33 protein-coding genes are annotated in these 20,099 nt (G+C 66.3%); 1 reads left to right on the top strand and 32 read right to left on the bottom strand.

Going from position 1 to position 20,099, the window contains the following annotated elements; translation table 11 throughout:
* Positions 1-1,422: a DegQ family serine endoprotease gene (locus ABE438_RS03095; RefSeq protein ID WP_465248545.1), complete on the bottom strand. Its 1,422-nt coding sequence runs from the start codon at positions 1,420-1,422 to the stop codon at positions 1-3.
* Positions 1,423-1,580: 158 nt separating this feature from the next.
* Between ABE438_RS03095 and ABE438_RS03090 the strand changes: the two genes are divergently transcribed.
* On the top strand, positions 1,581-2,000 hold the full coding sequence (locus ABE438_RS03090; protein ID WP_346501070.1) for a BLUF domain-containing protein: 420 nt from the start codon (positions 1,581-1,583) through the stop codon (positions 1,998-2,000).
* Between the two features lie 67 nt (positions 2,001-2,067).
* Here the strand turns inward: ABE438_RS03090 and ABE438_RS03085 are convergent, their stop codons facing one another.
* From ABE438_RS03085 to ABE438_RS02935, 31 genes are all read right to left on the bottom strand, one after another.
* Complete coding sequence (locus ABE438_RS03085; protein ID WP_346501069.1) at positions 2,068-3,333, bottom strand: Glu/Leu/Phe/Val family dehydrogenase; 1,266 nt, start codon at positions 3,331-3,333, stop codon at positions 2,068-2,070.
* Between the two features lie 195 nt (positions 3,334-3,528).
* Positions 3,529-3,945 (bottom strand): 50S ribosomal protein L17, encoded by a 417-nt coding sequence (rplQ, locus tag ABE438_RS03080; RefSeq protein ID WP_346501068.1) that lies wholly within the window; start codon positions 3,943-3,945, stop codon positions 3,529-3,531.
* 108 nt (positions 3,946-4,053) lie between these two features.
* Positions 4,054-5,070: a DNA-directed RNA polymerase subunit alpha gene (locus ABE438_RS03075; protein ID WP_346501067.1), complete on the bottom strand. Its 1,017-nt coding sequence runs from the start codon at positions 5,068-5,070 to the stop codon at positions 4,054-4,056.
* 94 nt (positions 5,071-5,164) lie between these two features.
* Positions 5,165-5,554, bottom strand: coding sequence for a 30S ribosomal protein S11 (rpsK, locus tag ABE438_RS03070; protein WP_346501066.1), 390 nt, complete (start codon positions 5,552-5,554; stop codon positions 5,165-5,167).
* Between the two features lie 120 nt (positions 5,555-5,674).
* Positions 5,675-6,043 carry a 30S ribosomal protein S13 gene (gene rpsM / locus ABE438_RS03065; protein ID WP_346501065.1) on the bottom strand — a complete coding sequence of 123 codons (369 nt, stop codon included), beginning with the start codon at positions 6,041-6,043 and terminating at the stop codon, positions 5,675-5,677.
* 246 nt (positions 6,044-6,289) lie between these two features.
* Complete coding sequence (locus ABE438_RS03060) at positions 6,290-7,486, bottom strand: ABC transporter substrate-binding protein (RefSeq protein ID WP_346501064.1); 1,197 nt, start codon at positions 7,484-7,486, stop codon at positions 6,290-6,292.
* A gap of 232 nt (positions 7,487-7,718) precedes the next feature.
* The gene (locus tag ABE438_RS03055; protein WP_346501063.1) at positions 7,719-8,027 is read right to left on the bottom strand and encodes an alkylphosphonate utilization protein; all 309 of its coding nucleotides are present in this window, start codon (positions 8,025-8,027) and stop codon (positions 7,719-7,721) included.
* A 140-nt stretch (positions 8,028-8,167) separates the two neighbouring features.
* On the bottom strand, positions 8,168-8,752 hold the full coding sequence (locus tag ABE438_RS03050; protein ID WP_346501062.1) for an adenylate kinase: 585 nt from the start codon (positions 8,750-8,752) through the stop codon (positions 8,168-8,170).
* The gene (gene secY, locus ABE438_RS03045) at positions 8,752-10,089 is read right to left on the bottom strand and encodes a preprotein translocase subunit SecY (RefSeq protein WP_346501061.1); all 1,338 of its coding nucleotides are present in this window, start codon (positions 10,087-10,089) and stop codon (positions 8,752-8,754) included. The genes ABE438_RS03050 and secY overlap by 1 nt, the downstream gene beginning before the upstream one ends.
* Positions 10,090-10,180: 91 nt before the next feature.
* Positions 10,181-10,660, bottom strand: a complete 480-nt coding sequence (gene rplO / locus ABE438_RS03040; RefSeq protein WP_346501060.1) for a 50S ribosomal protein L15 — start codon at positions 10,658-10,660, stop codon at positions 10,181-10,183.
* Positions 10,661-10,671: 11 nt separating this feature from the next.
* Positions 10,672-10,866: a 50S ribosomal protein L30 gene (gene rpmD / locus ABE438_RS03035; RefSeq protein WP_346501059.1), complete on the bottom strand. Its 195-nt coding sequence runs from the start codon at positions 10,864-10,866 to the stop codon at positions 10,672-10,674.
* A gap of 10 nt (positions 10,867-10,876) precedes the next feature.
* Positions 10,877-11,440 carry a 30S ribosomal protein S5 gene (gene rpsE / locus ABE438_RS03030; RefSeq protein WP_346501058.1) on the bottom strand — a complete coding sequence of 188 codons (564 nt, stop codon included), beginning with the start codon at positions 11,438-11,440 and terminating at the stop codon, positions 10,877-10,879.
* 130 nt (positions 11,441-11,570) lie between these two features.
* A complete protein-coding gene (rplR, locus tag ABE438_RS03025; protein ID WP_346501057.1) occupies positions 11,571-11,933 on the bottom strand; it encodes a 50S ribosomal protein L18 in 363 nt (120 codons plus the stop codon).
* An 11-nt stretch (positions 11,934-11,944) separates the two neighbouring features.
* Positions 11,945-12,478, bottom strand: coding sequence for a 50S ribosomal protein L6 (gene rplF / locus ABE438_RS03020; RefSeq protein ID WP_346501056.1), 534 nt, complete (start codon positions 12,476-12,478; stop codon positions 11,945-11,947).
* 34 nt (positions 12,479-12,512) lie between these two features.
* On the bottom strand, positions 12,513-12,911 hold the full coding sequence (rpsH, locus tag ABE438_RS03015) for a 30S ribosomal protein S8 (protein WP_346501055.1): 399 nt from the start codon (positions 12,909-12,911) through the stop codon (positions 12,513-12,515).
* A gap of 12 nt (positions 12,912-12,923) precedes the next feature.
* Positions 12,924-13,229, bottom strand: coding sequence for a 30S ribosomal protein S14 (gene rpsN, locus ABE438_RS03010; RefSeq protein ID WP_346501054.1), 306 nt, complete (start codon positions 13,227-13,229; stop codon positions 12,924-12,926).
* A gap of 36 nt (positions 13,230-13,265) precedes the next feature.
* Positions 13,266-13,832, bottom strand: a complete 567-nt coding sequence (rplE, locus tag ABE438_RS03005; protein WP_346501053.1) for a 50S ribosomal protein L5 — start codon at positions 13,830-13,832, stop codon at positions 13,266-13,268.
* On the bottom strand, positions 13,825-14,142 hold the full coding sequence (gene rplX, locus ABE438_RS03000) for a 50S ribosomal protein L24 (protein WP_346501052.1): 318 nt from the start codon (positions 14,140-14,142) through the stop codon (positions 13,825-13,827). The genes rplE and rplX overlap by 8 nt, the downstream gene beginning before the upstream one ends.
* Entirely contained in the window at positions 14,142-14,510 is a 369-nt protein-coding gene (gene rplN / locus ABE438_RS02995) for a 50S ribosomal protein L14 (protein ID WP_346501051.1), read from the bottom strand. The genes rplX and rplN overlap by 1 nt, the downstream gene beginning before the upstream one ends.
* A 110-nt stretch (positions 14,511-14,620) precedes the next feature.
* Positions 14,621-14,863 carry a 30S ribosomal protein S17 gene (rpsQ, locus tag ABE438_RS02990; RefSeq protein ID WP_346501050.1) on the bottom strand — a complete coding sequence of 81 codons (243 nt, stop codon included), beginning with the start codon at positions 14,861-14,863 and terminating at the stop codon, positions 14,621-14,623.
* An 11-nt stretch (positions 14,864-14,874) separates the two neighbouring features.
* On the bottom strand, positions 14,875-15,087 hold the full coding sequence (gene rpmC, locus ABE438_RS02985; RefSeq protein WP_346501049.1) for a 50S ribosomal protein L29: 213 nt from the start codon (positions 15,085-15,087) through the stop codon (positions 14,875-14,877).
* Positions 15,088-15,097: 10 nt separating this feature from the next.
* On the bottom strand, positions 15,098-15,511 hold the full coding sequence (gene rplP / locus ABE438_RS02980) for a 50S ribosomal protein L16 (protein WP_346501048.1): 414 nt from the start codon (positions 15,509-15,511) through the stop codon (positions 15,098-15,100).
* A gap of 18 nt (positions 15,512-15,529) precedes the next feature.
* Positions 15,530-16,243: a 30S ribosomal protein S3 gene (gene rpsC, locus ABE438_RS02975; protein ID WP_346501047.1), complete on the bottom strand. Its 714-nt coding sequence runs from the start codon at positions 16,241-16,243 to the stop codon at positions 15,530-15,532.
* 10 nt (positions 16,244-16,253) lie between these two features.
* Positions 16,254-16,637 (bottom strand): 50S ribosomal protein L22, encoded by a 384-nt coding sequence (rplV, locus tag ABE438_RS02970; protein ID WP_066480071.1) that lies wholly within the window; start codon positions 16,635-16,637, stop codon positions 16,254-16,256.
* Positions 16,638-16,640: 3 nt separating this feature from the next.
* Complete coding sequence (gene rpsS / locus ABE438_RS02965) at positions 16,641-16,919, bottom strand: 30S ribosomal protein S19 (protein ID WP_186416817.1); 279 nt, start codon at positions 16,917-16,919, stop codon at positions 16,641-16,643.
* An 8-nt stretch (positions 16,920-16,927) separates the two neighbouring features.
* On the bottom strand, positions 16,928-17,770 hold the full coding sequence (gene rplB / locus ABE438_RS02960) for a 50S ribosomal protein L2 (protein WP_346501046.1): 843 nt from the start codon (positions 17,768-17,770) through the stop codon (positions 16,928-16,930).
* A gap of 16 nt (positions 17,771-17,786) precedes the next feature.
* On the bottom strand, positions 17,787-18,095 hold the full coding sequence (locus tag ABE438_RS02955) for a 50S ribosomal protein L23 (RefSeq protein ID WP_346501045.1): 309 nt from the start codon (positions 18,093-18,095) through the stop codon (positions 17,787-17,789).
* Positions 18,092-18,712 (bottom strand): 50S ribosomal protein L4, encoded by a 621-nt coding sequence (rplD, locus tag ABE438_RS02950; protein ID WP_346501044.1) that lies wholly within the window; start codon positions 18,710-18,712, stop codon positions 18,092-18,094. Before rplD ends, ABE438_RS02955 begins: the two co-directional genes overlap by 4 nt.
* On the bottom strand, positions 18,712-19,446 hold the full coding sequence (rplC, locus tag ABE438_RS02945; protein WP_346501043.1) for a 50S ribosomal protein L3: 735 nt from the start codon (positions 19,444-19,446) through the stop codon (positions 18,712-18,714). The genes rplD and rplC overlap by 1 nt, the downstream gene beginning before the upstream one ends.
* Before the next feature lie 124 nt (positions 19,447-19,570).
* The gene (gene rpsJ / locus ABE438_RS02940; RefSeq protein WP_346501042.1) at positions 19,571-19,879 is read right to left on the bottom strand and encodes a 30S ribosomal protein S10; all 309 of its coding nucleotides are present in this window, start codon (positions 19,877-19,879) and stop codon (positions 19,571-19,573) included.
* Between the two features lie 69 nt (positions 19,880-19,948).
* A partial coding sequence (locus ABE438_RS02935; RefSeq protein ID WP_465248538.1) for an EF-Tu C-terminal domain-related protein occupies positions 19,949-20,099 on the bottom strand: 151 nt, incomplete at its 5' end.

The raw sequence follows: 20,099 nt of genomic DNA, 5'->3' as shown, positions 1-20,099 counted from the left end.
TCACCCGCCGAAGACGGAGGTGAAGGTCTGGCCGCCGCGCGAGATCGTCACCTCCCAGGCGCGCTTGCGCTCGCGCGTCGCGGTCTCGAGATCGCGCGAGGTGGCGATCCGCTCGCCGTTCAGCGCCACGATGATGTCGCCCTTGCGGAAGCCGACGCGCGCGGCGGGGCTGTCCTCCTCAATGTCGCCGGCAACGACGCCATCGGTCGAGGGATCGAGCGAGAGTTCCTCGGCCAGCGCCGGCGAGAGGTTCATCACGGTCAGCCCGGCAAGCGGCGAGCGGCCGCCAAGCTTCACCGGCTCGCGCGGGCGGGTCTCCGGCGCCGAGACAAGCTTGACGGTCAGGGTCATGCGCTTGCCGCCGCGCAGGATGCCGATCGCGGTCGTGCCGCCGATCGGGCGCGTGGCGAAGCGGTAGCCGAAGCTGTCGGGATCATCGACCGCCATGCCGTCGACCGCGAGGATCACGTCGGAACGGCGCAGGCCCGCCTCGGCGGCAGGCCCCTTCTCGACCACGCCGGCCACGACCGAGCCCGCCGGCCGGTCGAGCCCGAGCCCCTCGGCGACTTCCGCCGTCAGCGCCTGCAGGCGCGCGCCGAACCAGGGCCGCCGCACGGTGGAGGCGCCGCCGCGGGCGCTCTCGACCACGACGCGCACCATGGCGGAGGGGATGGCGAAGCCGATGCCGTGGCTGCCGCCGGAGCGCGAGAAGATCGCGGTGTTGATGCCGACGACGCGGCCATGCATGTCGACCAGCGCGCCGCCCGAATTGCCGGGGTTGATCGCCGCGTCGGTCTGCACGAAGGACTGGGCGTCGGCGACGCCGACCTGCGTGCGCGCCAGCGCCGAGACGATGCCCTGCGTCACCGTCTGGCCGACGCCGAACGGGTTGCCGATCGCCAGCACGATGTCGCCGATCTGCAACTCGTCCGAATCGCCGAGCTCGACCGAGGCGAGATCCTTGGCGTTCTTCAGTCGCAGCACGGCGAGATCGGTGCGCGGATCGCGCAGCACGATGGTCGCCTCGTATTCGCGCTTGTCGGCGAGCGCCACCTTCACCTCGGTCATGCCCTCGATGACGTGGTTGTTGGTGACGACCAGCCCGCCTCCATCGACGATCACCCCCGAGCCGAGCGAACGCTGCACCTGCTCGCGCGGCACGCCGAAGCCGCCATCGCCGAAGAAGCGGCGGAAGAAGGGATCGTCCATGAACGGATTCTGCGGCCGGCGCTCGACGCGCACGCCGTAGACGTTGACCACGCCGGGCGAGGTCTTCTGCACCACGGGGGCGAAGGAGAGCGTGACCTGCTGGCGGGTTTCGGGCACCTGTCGCGTCTGCGCCATGGCGGGCTGAGCGAGGCCGAAAGAGGCCAGAAGGACAGCCGCCGCGAGGCCCTTGAACTGCGCGCTCGCGCGGGTCATGCCGGCCTCCGTGTTGAAACCAAACCGCGCCACTGGCGTTTCCTTATCCGAACAGATCATTTGTCAATTTCACCGAGATCGACGGACCCGGCAGTATGCGAGCGCCCTGAAGCCCTCCGTATTCGTTCGCTCCGACGGCGAGCCGAAGGGACGGTTCAGTGACACTCACGCAACTTGTTTATGCCAGTCGAAGCCGCCTCGTCGAGGCCGAGCGATCCGTGGAGATCCCGCGCATCCTCGCCAGCGCGCAGCGGCTGAACGAACTCAACGGAATCACCGGCTTCCTCCTGGTCACACCGGGCGGCTTCGCCCAGATCCTCGAGGGCGAGGGCGACAGCGTCGTCGAGACCTACGGGCGGATCATGGCTGATCCGCGGCACGGCGATCTGCGCCTGCTGCAGCAGGCGACCGCGATCGAGCGGCGTTTCGCCGGCTGGACGATGGGCATGGCCGAGCGCGACCCAACCACCGAGTTCATCTTCGGGCTCTATGGTATCAGCGCCGATGCCGACATCTTCGACCAGCAGCTCGACACCATCGTCGATCTTGCCGGTCAACTGGCCGCCCACCCGGCCTGAGAAACGAAACGGGCGGGGCATCGCTGCCCCGCCCGTTTGCATGTCCGTACGCGAGATCGGCGATCGATCAGCTGGCGAAGAAGTTCTGCGTCCCGTGCGCCTCGATCGCCTCGGCCAGGCGGCTGAGCGCGTGGACATAGGCAGCGGTGCGCATGGAGATCTTCTTCGACTGCGAGACGTCCCAGATGCCACGGCCCTCGCGCTCCATGATGGTGCGCAGACGCTCGTGGATCTCCTCCAGCGGCCAGTAGAAGCCTTGGCGGTTCTGCACCCACTCGAAATAGGAGACGGTGACGCCACCGGCATTCGCCAGGATGTCGGGCAGCACCACGACGCCGCGCGCCTCGAGAAGCGCGTCGGCCTCCGAGGTGACGGGGCCGTTGGCGAGCTCCAGCACGACGCGGGCCTTGATCGTCTCGGCATTGCCCTTGTGGATCATGTTCTCCAGCGCGGCCGGGACCAGCAGGTCGCAATCGACGCCGACCAGCTCGTCGGCCGAGAGCGCGACATGGCCGCCCTGCCCCGCCGTCTCGCGCACCGACTTGCCCTTGGCCTTGGCGGCCATCAGCGCGTCGAGGTCGAGCCCATCCTTGGCCGCGACCGCGCCCGAGGAATCGGAGACCGCGACGATGGTGTGCCCATCGGCCGCCAGCAGCTGGGCGATGTACTGGCCGGCATTGCCGAAGCCCTGCACCGCCACCCGCATGCGCTCGCCGAGGCCGAGCTCGGAAGCGAGATTGCGCACGAGGTAGTAGCCGCCGCGCGCCGTCGCGTCGCCGCGCCCGAGCGAGCCGCCCAGCGCGATCGGCTTGCCGGTGATCACGGCGGGCACGGTCTCGCCGACGATCTGACCGTACTCGTCGGCCATCCAGCCCATGATCATCGAGTTGGTGTAGACGTCAGGCGCCGGGATGTCGCGATCCGGCCCGATGATGCGGGCGAAGGCCTGGATGTAGGCGCGCGACAGGCGCTCCAGCTCGGTCTTCGACAGCGCGCGGGGATCGACCTGCACGGCGCCCTTGCCGCCGCCATAGGGCAGGTTCATCACGGCGCATTTGAAGGTCATCCAGAATGCGAGCGTCTCGACCTCGTCGGCCGTCGATTCCGGATGGAAGCGGATGCCGCCCTTGGTCGGACCCCGGGTGTCGTCATAGCGGCAGCGCCAGGCGAGGAACGACTTGCGGGAGCCGTCGTCCATGCGGATCATCAGGCGGGCCTTGGTGGTCTCGCGAGCGTATTTCAGCTTCTCGATCACATCGGCGTCGATGTTCAGGTGCCGCGCGGCCTCGTCGAGGCGAACGAGAGCATGATCGAGAAGGCTGTTTTCAGACATGACACGAAATCCGACAAAAACGAACAAAGGGGCAGCAATCGCATAATTGCTGGGCAATCTCCGCACAAGGCCTGGGCAGAATCTTGGAAGAGGTCAAATGTCGCGGTGCAGCGTAAGCGCCCTCCGGAACGCAAAAAAGGCGGCCCCGAAGGACCGCCTTTGATCTGATCCGACGATGGGTCGGAGCGGGGCGGCTCAGGCCGCCTCGTCGTCCGCCGTCTGCACCGGGCCCGAATCCTGACCCTTGGCGTCCTCGTCGCGATCGACGAACTCGATCACGGCCATCGGCGCGTTGTCACCGAAGCGGAAGCCGGCCTTCATGATGCGGGTGTAGCCGCCATTGCGGTCCTTGTAGCGCTCGGCCAGCGCCGAGAACAGCTTGCCGACCAAGGCGACATCCTTGATCTGCGCGATCGCCTGGCGGCGGGCGTGCAGATCGCCGCGCTTGCCGAGCGTGATCAGCTTCTCGACGACCGGACGCAGGTCCTTGGCCTTCGGCAGGGTGGTGGTGATCTGCTCGTGCTTGATCAGCGCCTGAGCGAGATTGGCGAACATCGCCTGGCGATGCTCGACGGTGCGGTTGAAACGACGGCCGCGGAAACCGTGACGCATGATGAGGCTCCTTCGTTGCTTACGGCCGCCGTGCCACGGAACGGCCGTCCTTTATGCTCCGGCTCGCGCCGGGCGGGGAATGGCGCGGGATGCCTCCCGCGCCGGGTCTCAGTAGTGCTCTTCGAAGCGCTTGGCCAGCTCTTCGATGTTCTCCGGCGGCCAGCCCTGCACGTCCATCCCGAGATGGAGGCCCATGGTGGCGAGCACTTCCTTGATCTCGTTGAGCGACTTGCGGCCGAAGTTCGGGGTGCGCAGCATCTCGCCCTCGGACTTCTGGATCAGGTCGCCGATGTAGACGATGTTGTCGTTCTTCAGGCAGTTCGCCGAACGGACCGACAGCTCGAGCTCGTCGACCTTCTTGAGCAGGGCCGGGTTGAACGGAAGCTGCGGCGCGGTCGAGACGGCCTCTTCCTTGCGCGGCTCCTCGAAGGTGATGAAGACGGCCAGCTGGTCCTGCAGGATGCGAGCGGCCAGCGCCAGCGCGTCCTCGGGAGTGACCGAGCCGTTGGTCTCGATCTGGAGGGTGAGCATGTCGCGGTCGAGATTCTGGCCCTCGCGGGTATTCTCGACGCGGTAGCTGACCTTCTTGACCGGCGAATACAGGCTGTCGACCGGGATCAGGCCGATCGGCGCGTCTTCCGGACGGTTCTGCTCGGCCGGGACGTAGCCCTTGCCGGTGTTGACCGTGAACTCCATGCGGATCTCGGCCCCGTCGTCCAGCGTGCAGAGCACGAGGTCGGGGTTGAGGACCGACACGTCGCCGACCGTGTTGATGTCGCCGGCGGTGACGATGCCCGGGCCGGACTTGCGAAGCGTCATGCGCTTCGGGCCCTCACCCTGCATCTTCAGCGCGATGGCCTTGATGTTCAGGACGATGTCGGTGACGTCCTCGCGGACGCCCGGAATCGAGGAGAACTCGTGCAGGACACCGTCGATCTGGACGGCGGTGACCGCGGCGCCCTGGAGCGAGGAGAGCAGCACGCGACGCAGCGCATTGCCGAGCGTCATGCCGAAGCCGCGCTCCAGCGGCCGCGCGACCACGGTGGCCAGACGCTTCGGGTCGTCCCCGACCTTGACTTCGAGCTTGTTCGGCTTGGACAGATCCTGCCAGTTCTTGCTGATCACGACCGCACTCCTGGTGCTTCAATGCAATGGCGGCGTCGGGCCGCCCCGTACCGGCGCCCGCCCCTGCGGGCGCCGCTTCGAAACCGGTCCTGGCTCAGACGCGGCGGCGCTTGCGCGGCCGGCAGCCATTGTGCGGGATCGGGGTCACGTCGCGGATCGAGGTGACGGTGAAGCCGGCGGCCTGCAGCGCGCGCAGCGCCGACTCGCGGCCCGAACCCGGACCGGTGACCTCGACCTCGAGGGTGCGCATGCCGTGCTCGGCAGCCTTGCGGGCGGCGTCCTCGGCGGCGATCTGGGCGGCGTAGGGGGTCGACTTACGCGAGCCCTTGAAGCCCATCGTGCCGGCCGACGACCAGGAGATCGTGTTGCCCTGCGCGTCGGTGATGGTGATCATGGTGTTGTTGAACGAGGCGTTCACATGCGCGACGCCGGAGACGATGTTCTTGCGTTCGCGACGACGGACGCGTTGGGCTTCCTTGGCCATTCTCTGGTCTTCCATCCTTCAGGCGCGCCCGTCATGCCAGGCGCTGGGGATGCCGCCCGCCTCGCGAGGAGGACCGGGCGGCGCAAAATACGGCGGGCCGGAAAACCGGCCCGCCGAAACTCACTTCTTTTTGCCGGCGATCGGCTTCGCCTTGCCCTTGCGGGTACGGGCGTTGGTGTGCGTGCGCTGGCCGCGGACCGGCAGCGAGCGACGATGACGCAGGCCGCGATAGCAGCCGAGGTCCATCAGGCGCTTGATGTTCATCGAGACTTCGCGACGCAGGTCGCCCTCGACGAGGTAGTCGCGGTCGATGGTCTCGCGGATCTGCAGGACCTCGGCGTCGGTCAGCTGGTTCACGCGACGCTCGGCGGCGATGCCGACCTTCTCGCAGATCTCCTGCGCCTTGGCGGCGCCGATGCCGTGAATGTACTGCAGCGCGATGACGACGCGCTTGCCGGTGGGAATGTTGACGCCTGCAATACGAGCCATGATCGTCACCTCTCCATTGATCGGCCGGCGGGCGCGATCGCGTCGCCGGTCAGGACACCCCGCGTCCGGTGGAGGCCGGCCCCTGCGGGATTATGATTCCGCCCCACGCGACAACGCGACGTCGTCCCTTCCTTCGAAGGCAACGGCATCGTCATGCATGAAACCGGAATTCGGGCTGTTAACCGCTTGGACTGCCGCTGTCAACCGGCAGGGGCCGGGCGGCCCGGAAGCCGCCCGGACGCCGGATCACTTCTTCACCAGCGGGCACTTGCTCGCCCAGAGCGGCGGAATGATCTCCGCGGCCGGGATGGCGCGCACCACCTTGAAATAGTCCCACGGAGCCTTGGACTCCGCCGGCGCCTTCACCTCGACCAGCATCATGTCGTTCATGAGGCGGCCGTCCTCGCGGATCTTCGCGCCCTTGGCGAAGAAGTCGTCCAGCGGCATCTCGCGCATCTTGGCGGCGACGGCGGGGCCGTCAGCGGTGCCGGCCGCCTTCACCGCGCGCAGGTAATGCAGCACGGAGGAGTAGACGCTGGCCTGGATCATGCCCGGCATCTGCTTCATGCGCTCGGCATAGCGATCGGCCCAGGCCCGGCTCTCCTTGTCGCGGTCGTGATAATAGGCCGTGGTGGTGATCAGCCCCTTGGCCTTGTCGAGGCCGAGCCCGTGCACGTCGCTCAGCACCACCACCATGGCGGCGATCTTCTGGCCGGCGTCGACGATGCCGAACTCGCCCGCCTGCTTGATCGAGTTGATGGTGTCGGTGCCGGCATTGGCGAAGGCGACGATCTTCGCCTTGGAGGCCTGCGCCTGCAGCAGGAAAGACGAGAAGTCGGCGCTGCCGAGCGGATGGCGCACGGTGCCGAGCGTCTTGCCGCCATTGGCCGCGACCACCGATTCGATGTCGGCGGTGAGCTGGTGGCCGAAGGCATAGTCGGCCGCGATGATGTACCAGCTGTCGCCGCCCTCGCGCAGCACGGAGAGCGCCGTGCCCTTCGCCGAGGTCGCGGTGTCGAAGGTCCACATGAAGCCCGTGGCCAGGCAGTCCTCGTTGAACAGGCGCGTCGTCGCCGGCCCGTTGAACAGCGCGACCTTGTTGCGCTCGCGCGCCAGCCCGCCGACCGCGAGCGCGACAGCGGAGTTGGTCAGGTCGGCGATGGCGGTGACGCCGTCGACATCGTACCAGCGCCGCGCCAGGGCGGCCGCCACGTCAGGCTTGTTCTGGTGGTCGGCCGAGACGAGCTCGATCTTCTTGCCGAGCACGCTGCCGCCGAAATCCTCGATGGCCATGCGCGCCGCCGCGACCGAGCCGCGCCCGCCGAATTCGGCATAGTTGCCGGACTGGTCATTGAGCACGCCGATTTTGACGGCGTCCTGCGCCCTGGCCGCCGGCATGGCGGCAAGGAACGCCATCGCGAAAAGCGAAATCGCCCGCTTCATCCGTTTCCTCCTCCGTTGCGGGCACGTCCGGCCCGCAGGGAGGATGACGAAATGCCATCGGCCTGCTCGTGCCGCCGCGCCACGTCTCGGCCGTGTTCGGCCTCAGGCTGAGTTCAGGACGGCAGGCATCTGCTGTCAATCGCACGGCCGGCGCGGAAATCACGCCTGCGGCGATGAAAAACCGCACGGCATCAGGCCATGCCGTGCGGTGGGCTCGCCTTGTCAGAGCGGCTCAGCGCTTACGCACGAACTCGGTGCGCAGCACGAGGCCGCGGATCGTCTCGTGCCGGCAGTCGATCTCCTCGGGATTGTCGGTGAGGCGGATCGAGCGGATGACGGTGCCCTGCTTCAGGGTCTGCCCGGCGCCCTTGACCTTGAGGTCCTTGATCAGGGTGACCGAGTCCCCGTCGGCCAGCAGGTTGCCGGAGGCGTCGCGGACCTCCGGGCGGGTCGAAGCCGCGGCCTGGGCTGCCACCTCCGAAGCCGGGCGCCACTCGCCCGTCGCCTCGTCATACACGTATTCGTCGTCGCCATCGGCCATTGCGGCCTCCTTCGCCTTCTGCGGGGAGGCCGTCGACCTCCCCTCCCCAGCCGTCCCGCCGCCTGCGCGGCGCGGGACAAACGGAAACGCCGCGCGGACCGGGCCGCGCGGCGTCTGCCGAATTTATCGGGACGGGATCGTCAGCCGGCCGTCAGGGCCGACTCGATCTGCGCCGTCACCGCGTCGATCGGCTGCATGCCGTCGATCGCGACCAACTGGCCGCGCTGCTCGTAATACGGCCCCACCACGGCGGTGTCGCGGTTATAGGCCGCGAGCCTCGTCTTGAAGACCTCAGGATCGTCGTCCTTGCGGACCGGCTGCCCGGCGGCGCGCGCATCCTCGGCGCGCTTGATGATCCGGTCCACCAGCTTGCTCTGGTCGACGCGCAGCTCCAGTACGCGGTCGAGCTTGAGCCCCTTGGAGGCCAGCATGCTGTCGAGCGCCTCGGCCTGGGCCAGGGTGCGCGGGAAGCCGTCCAGGATGAAGCCCTTCTTCGCGTCGGGCTCCTCGATGCGGTCGGCGACGATGCCGATGACGATCTCGTCCGAGACCAGCCCGCCGGCTTCCATCACCGCCTTGGCCTTGATGCCGACCGGCGTGCCGGCCGCGACCGCCGCCCTGAGCATGTCGCCGGTCGAGAGCTGCGGAATGCCGTGCTTCTCGACGATACGAGCTGCCTGAGTACCCTTCCCCGCCCCGGGCGGACCCAAGAAGATCAATCGCATCAGCGCCTCGCCCCCCGCAGCTTCGCCTTCTTGACCAGGCCCTCATACTGATGGGCCAGGAGATGTCCGTGCACCTGCGCGACCGTATCCATGGTGGTGGTCACCACGATGAGCAGCGAGGTGCCGCCCAGCAGGATGATCGGGATCTGCGCATAGGTGATCATGAATTCCGGGATCAGGCAGACGATGGTCAGGTAGCCCGCACCGATCACCGTGATCCGGGTCAGCACGCGGTCGATATGCTCGGCCGTGCGCTCGCCGGGGCGGATGCCCGGCATGAAGCCGCCATGCTTCTTCAGATTGTCCGCGGTCTCGGCCGGATTGAAGACGATCGCGGTGTAGAAGAAGCAGAAGAAGATGATCAGCGCGGCGTAGAGGATCATGAACGCCGGCCGGCCATGGGCCAGATAGGTCGAGATCGTCGCCAGCATGCCGGTGCCGCCAGAAGCCTGCGAGAAGCTGGCGATCGTGGTCGGCAGCAGCAGCAGCGACGAGGCGAAGATCGGCGGGATGACGCCGGCGGTGTTGAGCTTCAGCGGCAGGAACGAGGTCTGCCCCTCATACATACGGTTGCCGACCTGACGCTTCGGATAGTTGATCAGCAGGCGGCGCTGGGCGCGCTCGACGAAGACCACGAAGGCGATGACGCAGACCGCCATCAGCATGATGACGAGCAGCATGCCGGTCGAGATCGCGCCCTGGCGGCCGAGCTCGAGGGTCTGGGCCAACTGCGCCGGGAACTCGGCGATGATGCCCGCGAAGATGATCATCGAGGTGCCGTTGCCGATGCCGCGGCTGGTGATCTGCTCGCCGAGCCACAGCAGGAACATGGTACCGCCGACCAGGGTGATCGTGGTCGAGACCAGGAAGAACGGACCCGGCTGCAGCACGAGGTTGCCCGAGCCCTGCAGGCCGACGGCGATCGCCCAGGCCTGGAACAGGGCCAGCACCAGCGTGAGATAGCGGGTGTACTGGTTGAGGATCTTGCGGCCCTGCTCGCCTTCCTTCTTGAGCGCCTCGAAGGTGGGCACCACGCTGGAAAGCAGCTGGATGATGATCGATGCCGAGATGTACGGCATGATGTTCAGCGCGAAGATCGCGAGGCGGCCCACGGCGCCGCCGGAGAACATGTTGAACAGGCCGAGCACGCCGGTCTGCGTCTGGCGGAACAGGTCCGCCACCGCCTCGGGGTTCATCCCCGGCAGCGGGATATAGGTTCCGAGCCGGAACACGACGAGCGCGCCCAGCGTGAACCAGATTCGCTTCTTCAGCTCGTCCGCCTTGGCCAGCGCGCCGAAATTCAGGTTTGCCGCAAGCTGTTCAGCCGCCGATGCCATGCGTCCGGTCCCCGGTATCTCTAGACAGTCGAACGGCGGCCGAGGCTACAGGCCTCGCCGCCGTTCGCATTCAGTCATGTAAGCGTGATGATCACGCCTGTGAAGCGGCGGCCGTCAGGATCTTGACCGTGCCGCCGGCCTTCTCGATCGCCTCGACGGCCGACTTCGACGCGCCGGCCACCTCGAAGGCGAGCTTCGTCTTGAGCTCGCCGACGCCGAGGATCTTGACGCCGTCACGGGCGGCCTTGGTGATGACGCCGGCGGCGACGAGCGCCTCGACGGTCACCGCGCCCGAGGTGTCGAGCTTGCCGGCCTCGACGGCCTGCTGGATGCGGCCCAGGTTCACCTCGTTCAGCTCGCGGCCGAACAGGTTGTTGAAGCCGCGCTTGGGAAGGCGACGATAGAGCGGCATCTGGCCGCCTTCGAAGCCCTTGATGGCGACGCCGGCGCGCGAGGTCTGACCCTTCACGCCGCGACCACCGGTCTTGCCCTTGCCCGAGCCAATGCCCCGGCCGACGCGGATGCGCGACTTGGCCGCGCCTTCGTTGTCACGAATGTCTGTGAGCTTCATGGTCGCCCTCCTCACTTGCCGTCGACGACGCGCACGAGGTGCTTGACCTTCTCGACCATGCCACGCACGGACGGCGTGTCTTCCAGGGTCGAGCGGCGGCGGATCTTGTTGAGGCCGAGACCGATCAGGGTCTGGCGCTGCGAGGCGTCGCGGCGGATCGGGCTGCCGATCTGCTCGACGACGATGGTCTTCTCAGACTTTGCCATCGTCCCCTCCTCACGCGTCCGCGCCGGCATCGCCGCCGCCGTCACGGCGACGGGTCTGCAGAGCGGACACCTTGAGCGAGCGACGGGCCGCGACGCTGCGCGGGCTGTCCTCGTTCTTCAGCGCGTCGAAGGTCGCGCGGACGAGGTTGTAGGGGTTCGACGAGCCGAGCGACTTCGACACGACGTCCTGCATGCCGACCGCCTCGAAGACGGCGCGCATCGGGCCGCCGGCGATGATGCCGGTACCGGCCGGGGCAGCGCGAAGAACGACCTTGCCGGCGCCGTGGCGACCGTTCACGTCGTGATGCAGGGTGCGACCCTCGCGGAGCGGAATGCGGACCAGACCGCGCTTGGCGGCCTCGGTGGCCTTGCGGATCGCCTCCGGCACTTCACGGGCCTTGCCGTGACCGAAGCCGACGCGGCCCTTCTGGTCGCCGACGACGACGAGCGCCGCGAAACCGAAGCGACGGCCGCCCTTCACCACCTTGGCGACGCGGTTGATGTGGACCAGACGATCCACGAATTCGGAATCGCGCTCTTCGCGATCCTGACGGTCACGAGGTTCTCTCGCCATGTCATCCTCTTACTTGCGCGGCCGGGGCGTCTTCGCCTGCCGCTCGCTCGAGCGCCCCGGACGGGGCGGCCTTCTCAAACAGGAACGATGCGGAAGGCCCAGGGCCTCCCGCACCGCACGCTCTGACGGATCAGAAGCTCAGACCACCCTCGCGGGCGGCATCGGCCAGCGCCTTGACGCGGCCGTGATAGATGTAGGAGCCGCGATCGAACACGACTTCCTTGACGCCGGCCTTGACGGCGCGCTCGGCGATGATCTTGCCGATCTGCGCAGCGGCCTCGACATTCGCGCCCGACTTGATGTCGGCGCGGATGTCCTTGTCGAGCGACGAGGCCGAAGCCAGCGTGACGCCCTTCACGTCGTCGATGATCTGCGCGTAGATCTGCTTGCCGGTGCGATGCACCGACAGGCGGGCGCGGCCGTTGGCAACGGCCTTGATGGCGCGGCGGACGCGGGCCTTGCGGCGCGCAGTCAGAACTGTCTGCTTGCTCATGGCTGGCGTCCTTACTTCTTCTTGCCTTCCTTGCGGAAGATGAACTCGCCGGCGTACTTGACGCCCTTACCCTTGTAGGGCTCGGGGCCGCGATAGTCGCGGATCTCCGCGGCGATCTGGCCGACGACCTGCTTGTCGATGCCGGCGACGACGATCTCCGTCGGCTTCGGCGTCGTGATCGTGACGCCGGCCGGGATCTCATAGTCGATGTCGTGGCTGAAGCCGAGCGACAGTTTCAGCACCTTGCCGGTGACGGCGGCCTTGTAGCCGACGCCGTTGATCTCGAGCTTCTTCTCGAAGCCGGAGGTCGTGCCGACGACCAGGTTGTTGATGCGGGCGCGCGAGGTGCCCCAGAGGGCGCGGGCGCGCTTGGTGGCGTGACGCGGCTGGACCGAGATCGCACCGTCCTCGAGCGAGACCGAGACGTCCTCGGGAACCTCGAAGGACATCTCGCCCTTCGAGCCCTTGATCTTGACGAGCTGGCCGGAAACGTTGGCGGTGACGCCAGCGGGAACCGGAACAGGCTTCTTACCGATACGAGACATTGGATTTCTCCTGATGAGCAGCGGCTGTGAAAGGTCAGAAGACCTTGCAGAGCACTTCGCCACCCACGTTCTGCTCGCGGGCAAGGTGATCGGGCATCACGCCACGGGGCGTGGAGACGATGGTGACGCCGAGGCCGTCGGCCACGCGCGGCATGGTCTCGACCGAGGAGTACACGCGACGGCCCGGCTTCGACACCCGCGAGATCGAGCGGATGACCGGCTGGCCCTCGTGGTACTTGAGCTCGATGTCGAACTCAGTGCGGCCGTTGCCGAACTCGGCGGTCGAATAGCCACGGATGTAGCCTTCGGCCTGGAGCACGTCGAGCACGCGAGCGCGCAGCTTGGAGCCCGGGGTGGTGACGCGCGACTTACGCCGCATCTGCGCGTTGCGGATGCGGGTCAGCATGTCGCCGAGCGGATCGATGATCGCCATGATCGTTCCTCCTCACCAGCTCGACTTGACCAGGCCCGGGATCAGGCCCTTGTTGCCGAGCTCGCGCAGGGCGACACGCGACATCTGCAGCTTGCGGTAGAACGCGCGCGGACGACCGGTGACTTCGCAGCGGTTGCGCACGCGAATGCCGGCCGAATTGCGCGGCAGCTCGGCCAGCTTCAGGCGAGCGAGGAAACGCTCGTCCATCGACTGGGTGTCGTCATTGGCGATCGCGAGAAGACGGGCGCGGCGGCCCGCGAACTTCTTCACGAGAGCCTTGCGGCGGTTGTTGTTCTCGACGGAGCTCTTCTTAGCCATCGATCTCTCCTGGTTTCCGCGTATGAGCCGGTCGGCTCACTGCCGGAACGGGAAGTTGAAATGCTTGAGCAGGGCGCGCGCCTCGTCATCCGACTTGGCGGTCGTGCAGACGATCACGTCCATACCCAACACCTGGTCGACCTTGTCGTAGTTGATCTCGGGGAACACGATGTGCTCCTTGATCCCGAGCGCGAAATTGCCGCGCCCGTCGAACGACTTCGGGTTCAGACCACGGAAGTCGCGCACGCGCGGCAGGGCGATGGTGACGAGCCGGTCGACGAACTCGAACATACGCGTCTTGCGCAGCGTGACCTTGCAGCCCACCGGCATGTTCTCGCGCAGCTTGAAGCCGGCGATCGCGAGACGGGCCTTGGTGATCACCGGCCGCTGGCCGGCGATGAGGGCGAGATCGCCCGCGGCGTTGTCGACCTTCTTACGGTCGGCAGTGGCTTCGCCAACGCCCATGTTGATGACGACCTTCTCAATGGTCGGCACTTCCATGACGTTCTTGTAGCCGAATTCCTTGATCATCGCGGGACGAACGACGTCCTCGTAATGCTTCTTCAGGCGCGGCGAGAGAGCCGCCTGCTGATTGTCAGCCATCGATCAGATCCCCCGAACGCTTGGCGAAACGGACCTTGCGGCCGTCATCGAGCACCTTGAAGCCGACGCGGGTCGGCTTGCCGTCCTTCGGATCGGCAACGGCCAGGTTCGACAGGTCGATCGTGGCTTCCTTGCTGATGATGCCGCCCTCGGACTGCGCCGAGGCCTTGGTGTGGCGCTTGACGAGGTTCACGCCGCGCACGATGGCGCGACCGTCCTTCGGAAGGACCTGGAGGACTTCGCCGTCCTTGCCCTTGTCGCGGCCAGCGAGGACGACGACCTTGTCGCCCTTCTTGATCTTCGCAGCCATCACAGCACCTCGGGAGCGAGCGAAATGATCTTCATGTGGTTCTTGGCGCGAAGCTCGCGCGGAACCGGTCCGAAGATACGCGTGCCGACCGGCTCCTTCTGGTTGTTGATCAGCACGGCCGCATTGCGGTCGAAACGGATCACCGAACCGTCGGGACGCTTGACGTCCTTGGCGGTGCGAACGACGACCGCCTTCATGACGTCGCCCTTCTTCACGCGACCGCGCGGAATGGCTTCCTTGATCGAAACAACGATGATGTCGCCGATGCGGGCATAACGCCGCTTCGAGCCGCCCAGAACCTTGATGCACATCACACGACGGGCGCCGGAGTTGTCGGCGACGTCGAGATTCGTCTGCACCTGGATCATGGCCTTGATCCTTCCATCTTCATATCAGCGCGGTTTCCGGGCGAAGGCGGGTGCCTTGCCCGGACTACGACTGACGGGGGTCGATCGCCCCCTGGCCTCAGTGATGTGACTTACGCCTTGGGAGCGTCGTCGAGCACAACCCAGCTTTTCAGCTTGGAAATGGGCTTCGACTCCTCGATCCAGACCGTGTCGCCGATCTTGAACGTCCCCGCCTCGTCATGGGCGTGGTAGTTCTTCGAACGACGCACCGTCTTTTTCAGGAGCGGGTGCGTATACCGCCGCTCCACCTTAACCACAACAGTTTTGTTCTGCTTGTCGCTGACGACGACGCCCTGCAGCACGCGCTTCGGCATGGTCGAACTCCTCAGGCGCTCGCCGAAGCGGTCTTGGACCGCTGCAGCGTCTTGATGCGGGCGATGTCCTTGCGCACCTGGCTGACGCGCGAGGTGTTCTCGAGCTGGCCGGTAGCGCGCTGGAAACGCAGGTTGAACTGCTCCTTCTTGAGCTTGAGAAGCTCTTCCTGGAGCTGATCCGCGCTCATCACCGTGAGGTCGGACAGGCGTTGAGTCGATTTCATCTCGCCCTCCTTACTCGGCGATGCGCTGGATGAAGCGCGTCTTGATCGGCAGCTTGGCCGCACCGAGACGCAGCGCCTCGCGGGCGGTGTCCTCGGCGACGCCGTCGATCTCGAACATGATTCGGCCAGGCTTGACCTTGGCCGCCCAGAACTCCGGCGAACCCTTGCCCTTACCCATGCGGACTTCGGTCGGCTTCTTCGACACCGGCACGTCCGGGAACACGCGGATCCAGACGCGGCCCGCGCGCTTCATGGCGCGGGTAATGGCGCGACGGGCAGCCTCGATCTGACGGGCGGTGATGCGCTCGGGCATCAGGGCCTTCAGACCGAACTGGCCGAAATTGAGGTCCGTGCCGCCCTTGGCCGCACCGGAGATGCGGCCCTTGAACTGCTTGCGGAACTTGGTTCTCTTCGGTTGCAACATGGCTCTTCTCGATCAGCCTTACGCAGCCTGCTCGCGACGCTCGCGACGCTCGCCGGAGCGGCCGCCTTCGTCGGAGAGACGCTTGTCCTGGGCCATCGGGTCGTGTTCCAGGATCTCGCCCTTGAAGATCCAGACCTTGATGCCGCACGTTCCGTAGGTCGTGAAGGCCGTGGCGACGCCGTAGTCGACGTCGGCGCGCAGCGTGTGCAGCGGAACCCGGCCTTCGCGATACCATTCGAGGCGCGCGATCTCGGCGCCGCCGAGACGGCCCGAGCAGTTGATCCGGATGCCCTCGGCACCGAGACGCATGGCCGACTGCACGGCGCGCTTCATGGCGCGACGGAAGGCGACACGACGCTCGAGCTGCTGGGCGATCGAATCGGCCACCAGGGTAGCGTCGATCTCGGGCTTGCGCACCTCGACGATGTTGATGGTCACATCGGCCTTGGTGAGCTTGGCCACGGCCTTGCGCAGCTTCTCGATGTCGGCGCCCTTCTTGCCGATCACCACGCCCGGACGCGCCGAGTGGATGGTGACGCGGCACTTACGGTGCGGACGCTCGATGATGATCTTCGAGACGGCGGCCTGCTTCAGCAGCTTCATGAGGGCGGCGCGGATGGCCATGTCCTCGTGGAGCAGCTTGCCGTACTCGCCCTTGTTGGCGAACCAGCGCGAATCCCAGGTCCGGTTGATGCCGAGACGAAGGCCGATCGGATTGATTTTCTGACCCATCGTTCTCTCCTCAGGCCTTCGCCGCCTGGACTTCGCGCACCACGATCGTGATGTTGGCGAAGGGCTTCATGATGCGGGCGCCACGGCCGCGGGCGCGGGCGTGGAAGCGCTTCATCACCAGCGCCTTGCCGACGAAGGCCTGGGCGACGACGAGATCGTCGACATCGAGATCATGGTTGTTCTCGGCGTTGGCGATCGCGCTCTGGAGGCACTTGCGCACGTCGGTCGAGATCCGCTTGCGCGAGAACTCGAGGTCGGCGAGCGCGGTCGAGACCTTCTTGCCGCGGATGAGCTGGGCGAGAAGGTTCAGCTTCTGCGGGGAAACGCGCAGATTGCGGGCGACCGCAACCGCTTCGTTTTCCGGCAGCGCACGGGGGGCGGAAGGCTTACCCATGGCTTACTTCCTCTTCGCCTTCTTGTCGGCGGCATGGCCGGGGAAGGTGCGCGTCGGCGAGAACTCGCCGAACTTGTGGCCCACCATTTCCTCGGACACGGACACCGGCACATGCTTGTGGCCGTTGTAGACGCCGAACGTCAGACCGACGAACTGCGGCAGGATCGTGGAGCGTCGGCTCCAGATCTTGATGACTTCAGAGCGGCTCGAGGTACGGGCGACCTCGGCCTTCTTCAGGAGGTATCCGTCGACGAACGGACCTTTCCAAAGCGAACGCGCCATGACGGACCTCAGTGCTTCTTCTTGCGGGCGTGACGGCTCGACACGATGAAGATGTCGGTCCGCTTGTTCGAACGGGTCTTCTTGCCCTTGGTCGGCAGACCCCAGGGCGTAACCGGATGACGTCCGCCCGAGGTACGGCCTTCGCCGCCGCCGTGGGGATGGTCGACCGGGTTCATGGACACGCCACGATTGTGCGGGCGCTTGCCGAGCCAGCGGCTGCGGCCGGCCTTGCCGTCGTTGGTGTTCATGTGGTCCGGGTTGGAAACCGCACCGACAGTCGCATAGCACTGGCCGCTGATCAGGCGCTGCTCGCCCGAGTTCAGGCGGACGATGACGTAGCCCTGGTCGCGACCGACGATCTGGGCGTAGTTGCCCGCGGACCGCGCCAGAGCGCCGCCCTTGCCGATCTTGAGCTCGACATTGTGGACGATCGTGCCGATCGGCAGCGTGCCCATCGGGGCGGCGTTGCCGGGCTTCACGTCGACGCTGTCACCCGCCACGACCGTATCGCCCACCGCCAGGCGCTGCGGCGCCAGGATGTAGGAGAGCTCGCCGTCCTGATACTTGATCAGGGCGATGAAGGCCGAGCGGTTGGGATCGTACTCGATCCGCTCCACGGTGGCGGGCACGCCCGCCTTGCCGCGACGCTTGAAGTCGATGAGGCGCAGGGTGCGCTTGTGCCCACCGCCGCGGAAGCGGACGGTGATGCGGCCGAGGTTGTTGCGGCCGCCCGAGGACGACTTGCCCACGGTCAGCGCCTTGACGGGCTTGCCCTTGTAGAGCTCGCTCCGGTCGACGATCACGAGCTGGCGAAGGCTCGGCGTGATCGGCTTGAAGTGCTTCAAAGCCATGATGACGATCCTTCCCTCAGAGGCCCGTGGTCACGTCGATGGAGTGGCCTTCCTCGAGGGTCACCACTGCCTTCTTGACGTCCGCGCGCTGGCCGATACGGCCACGGAAGAACTTGATCTTGCCTTCGGTGACGAGCGTGTTGACGCTCTTCACCTTGACGTCGAACAGCTTCTCCACCGCGCTCTTGATCTGCGGCTTCGTCGCGGTCTTGGCGACCTCGAAGACGACCTTGTTGTGCTCGGAGAGCATGGTCGCCTTCTCGGTGATCACCGGCGCGACGATCACGTCGTAATGACGCGGATCGATGGACTTGGACTGGCTCATTTGAAGCGCGCCTCCAGCGCATCGACAGCCGAGCGCGTCAGCACGAGCTTGTCGCGACGCAGGATGTCATAGACGTTGATACCCTGGATCGGCAGGACGTCCACGTTCGGAATCGAACGGGCCGCCAGGCCGAAGTTCACGTCGATCTCGTCGCCGCCGATCACCAGGGCGCTGGACAGGTCCAGCTTGGTGAAGTGGCCGAGCAGCACCTTCGTCTTCGGCTCCGCCAGCTTGACGTCGTCGATGATGATCAGGCCGGCGTCCTTGGCCTTGGCCGAGAGCGCATGGCGCAGCGCCAGGGCGCGCACCTTCTTCGGCAGGTCATGGGCATGCTCGCGCACGACCGGACCGAAGGCCTTGCCGCCGCCGCGGAACTGCGGCGCCGAAGCCGCACCGTGACGGGCGCCACCGGTGCCCTTCTGCTTGTAGATCTTCTTGCGGGTACGATCGACTTCCGAACGGCCCTTCGACTTGTGCGTGCCGGCGCGCCGCTTGGCGAGCTGGTAGCGCACCATGCGGGCGAGCAGGTCGGCGCGCGGCTCGAGGCCGAAGATCGCATCCGAGAGCTCGACCGAGCCGGCCTTGCCGCCCTCGAGCGTGGTGACTTCGAGTTTCATCACGCGTTCTCCTCAGCCTTGGCCGCAGGAGCCTCATTCGTTTCGGACTTGCCTTCGCCGGCAACCCTGAACTTGCCAGGCAGCGGAGCGTCCTTCGGCAGCGCGCGCTTCACGGCGTCGCGGACGTGGATCCAGCCGCCGGCGACGCCGGGAACCGCACCCTCGACCAGGATCAGGCCGCGCTCGGCGTCCGTCTGGACGACGCGCAGGTTCTGCGTGGTGACGCGCTCGACACCGAGGTGACCCGGCATCTTCTTGTTCTTGAAGGTCTTGCCCGGGTCCTGACGGCCACCGGTCGAACCGATCGAGCGGTGCGAGATCGAGACACCGTGGGTGGCACGCAGACCGCCGAAGTTCCAGCGCTTCATACCGCCGGCGAAACCCTTACCGGTGGTGGTGCCGCTGACGTCGACGAACTGACCGACCACGAAGTGATCGGCGGTGAGCTCGGCGCCGACCGGAATCAACGCGTCGTCGCTGACGCGGAACTCGACCAGCTTCTGCTTCGGCTCGACCTTGGCGACGGCGAAATGGCCGCGCTGCGCCTTCGAGACGTTCTTGACCTTGGCGCGGCCAGTCCCGAGCTGCACGGCGACGTAGCCGTTCTTGTCCTTCGTGCGGTGCGCGACGACCTGGCAGTTGTCGAGCTTCAGCACCGTGACCGGAATGTGTTCCCCGGCATCCGTGAAGATGCGGGTCATCCCGACTTTCTGTGCAATGACACCGGAACGCATCGGTGCATACCTTCCCTTGGGGTCATGTCCATCCGGAACACCCGGAAACAGAGGACCCGGCTAAACGGATCAGTGGACGGTCGGACGAAAACGCTACTCGCTCGTCGTCGCGCCCAGAGACAATTCAGAGCTTGATTTCGACGTCCACGCCGGCCGCGAGATCGAGCTTCATAAGCGCGTCGACCGTCTGGGGGGTCGGGTCGACGATGTCGAGAACGCGCTTGTGGGTGCGCATCTCGAACTGCTCGCGCGACTTCTTGTCGATGTGCGGCGAGCGGTTGACGGTGTACTTCTCGATCAGCGTCGGCAGCGGGATCGGTCCACGGACCTGGGCCCCGGTGCGCTTCGCGGTCGAGACGATCTCGCGGGTCGAGGCGTCCAGAATGCGATGATCGAACGCCTTGAGGCGGATCCGGATATTCTGACCGTTCATGGTCTTGTTGTCTCCGTGACGTGAAAAGGCGAAGGCCCGCGAGGGGCCCTCGCCCTCAGATCAGCGCATTCACTCGATGATGTTTGCGACGACGCCGGCGCCGACGGTTCGTCCGCCTTCACGGATAGCGAAGCGGAGCTTCTCTTCCATGGCGATCGGGACGATGAGGTGGACTTCCATGGCGATGTTGTCGCCGGGCATGACCATCTCGGTGCCTTCC

This window comes from Allobosea sp. TWI1241, from assembly GCF_039673065.1.
Taxonomy (GTDB): Bacteria; Pseudomonadota; Alphaproteobacteria; order Rhizobiales; family Beijerinckiaceae; genus Allobosea.
Note: the sequence above shows the minus strand (reverse complement) of the source record. Positions and strands in the feature narration are given on the sequence as shown.

Bases quoted from the DNA above. Each gene is read 5' to 3' on its own strand.
- ABE438_RS03095 (WP_465248545.1), bottom strand. From the start codon at position 1,422: ATGACCCGCGCGAGCGCGCAGTTCAAGGGCCTCGCGGCGGCTGTCCTT.
- ABE438_RS03085 (WP_346501069.1), bottom strand. From the start codon at position 3,333: ATGTCTGAAAACAGCCTTCTCGATCATGCTCTCGTTCGCCTCGACGAG.
- rplQ (WP_346501068.1), bottom strand. From the start codon at position 3,945: ATGCGTCACGGTTTCCGCGGCCGTCGTTTCAACCGCACCGTCGAGCAT.
- rpsK (WP_346501066.1), bottom strand. From the start codon at position 5,554: ATGGCCAAGGAAGCCCAACGCGTCCGTCGTCGCGAACGCAAGAACATC.
- rpsM (WP_346501065.1), bottom strand. From the start codon at position 6,043: ATGGCTCGTATTGCAGGCGTCAACATTCCCACCGGCAAGCGCGTCGTC.
- ABE438_RS03060 (WP_346501064.1), bottom strand. From the start codon at position 7,486: ATGAAGCGGGCGATTTCGCTTTTCGCGATGGCGTTCCTTGCCGCCATG.
- ABE438_RS03055 (WP_346501063.1), bottom strand. From the start codon at position 8,027: ATGGCCGATGGCGACGACGAATACGTGTATGACGAGGCGACGGGCGAG.
- ABE438_RS03050 (WP_346501062.1), bottom strand. From the start codon at position 8,752: ATGCGATTGATCTTCTTGGGTCCGCCCGGGGCGGGGAAGGGTACTCAG.
- secY (WP_346501061.1), bottom strand. From the start codon at position 10,089: ATGGCATCGGCGGCTGAACAGCTTGCGGCAAACCTGAATTTCGGCGCG.
- rplO (WP_346501060.1), bottom strand. From the start codon at position 10,660: ATGAAGCTCACAGACATTCGTGACAACGAAGGCGCGGCCAAGTCGCGC.
- rpmD (WP_346501059.1), bottom strand. From the start codon at position 10,866: ATGGCAAAGTCTGAGAAGACCATCGTCGTCGAGCAGATCGGCAGCCCG.
- rpsE (WP_346501058.1), bottom strand. From the start codon at position 11,440: ATGGCGAGAGAACCTCGTGACCGTCAGGATCGCGAAGAGCGCGATTCC.
- rplR (WP_346501057.1), bottom strand. From the start codon at position 11,933: ATGAGCAAGCAGACAGTTCTGACTGCGCGCCGCAAGGCCCGCGTCCGC.
- rplF (WP_346501056.1), bottom strand. From the start codon at position 12,478: ATGTCTCGTATCGGTAAGAAGCCTGTTCCGGTTCCCGCTGGCGTCACC.
- rpsH (WP_346501055.1), bottom strand. From the start codon at position 12,911: ATGGCGATCATCGATCCGCTCGGCGACATGCTGACCCGCATCCGCAAC.
- rpsN (WP_346501054.1), bottom strand. From the start codon at position 13,229: ATGGCTAAGAAGAGCTCCGTCGAGAACAACAACCGCCGCAAGGCTCTC.
- rplE (WP_346501053.1), bottom strand. From the start codon at position 13,832: ATGGCTGACAATCAGCAGGCGGCTCTCTCGCCGCGCCTGAAGAAGCAT.
- rplX (WP_346501052.1), bottom strand. From the start codon at position 14,142: ATGGCTGCGAAGATCAAGAAGGGCGACAAGGTCGTCGTCCTCGCTGGC.
- rplN (WP_346501051.1), bottom strand. From the start codon at position 14,510: ATGATCCAGGTGCAGACGAATCTCGACGTCGCCGACAACTCCGGCGCC.
- rpsQ (WP_346501050.1), bottom strand. From the start codon at position 14,863: ATGCCGAAGCGCGTGCTGCAGGGCGTCGTCGTCAGCGACAAGCAGAAC.
- rpmC (WP_346501049.1), bottom strand. From the start codon at position 15,087: ATGAAATCGACTCAACGCCTGTCCGACCTCACGGTGATGAGCGCGGAT.
- rplP (WP_346501048.1), bottom strand. From the start codon at position 15,511: ATGTTGCAACCGAAGAGAACCAAGTTCCGCAAGCAGTTCAAGGGCCGC.
- rpsC (WP_346501047.1), bottom strand. From the start codon at position 16,243: ATGGGTCAGAAAATCAATCCGATCGGCCTTCGTCTCGGCATCAACCGG.
- rplV (WP_066480071.1), bottom strand. From the start codon at position 16,637: ATGGGTAAGCCTTCCGCCCCCCGTGCGCTGCCGGAAAACGAAGCGGTT.
- rpsS (WP_186416817.1), bottom strand. From the start codon at position 16,919: ATGGCGCGTTCGCTTTGGAAAGGTCCGTTCGTCGACGGATACCTCCTG.
- rplB (WP_346501046.1), bottom strand. From the start codon at position 17,770: ATGGCTTTGAAGCACTTCAAGCCGATCACGCCGAGCCTTCGCCAGCTC.
- ABE438_RS02955 (WP_346501045.1), bottom strand. From the start codon at position 18,095: ATGAGCCAGTCCAAGTCCATCGATCCGCGTCATTACGACGTGATCGTC.
- rplD (WP_346501044.1), bottom strand. From the start codon at position 18,712: ATGAAACTCGAAGTCACCACGCTCGAGGGCGGCAAGGCCGGCTCGGTC.
- rplC (WP_346501043.1), bottom strand. From the start codon at position 19,446: ATGCGTTCCGGTGTCATTGCACAGAAAGTCGGGATGACCCGCATCTTC.
- rpsJ (WP_346501042.1), bottom strand. From the start codon at position 19,879: ATGAACGGTCAGAATATCCGGATCCGCCTCAAGGCGTTCGATCATCGC.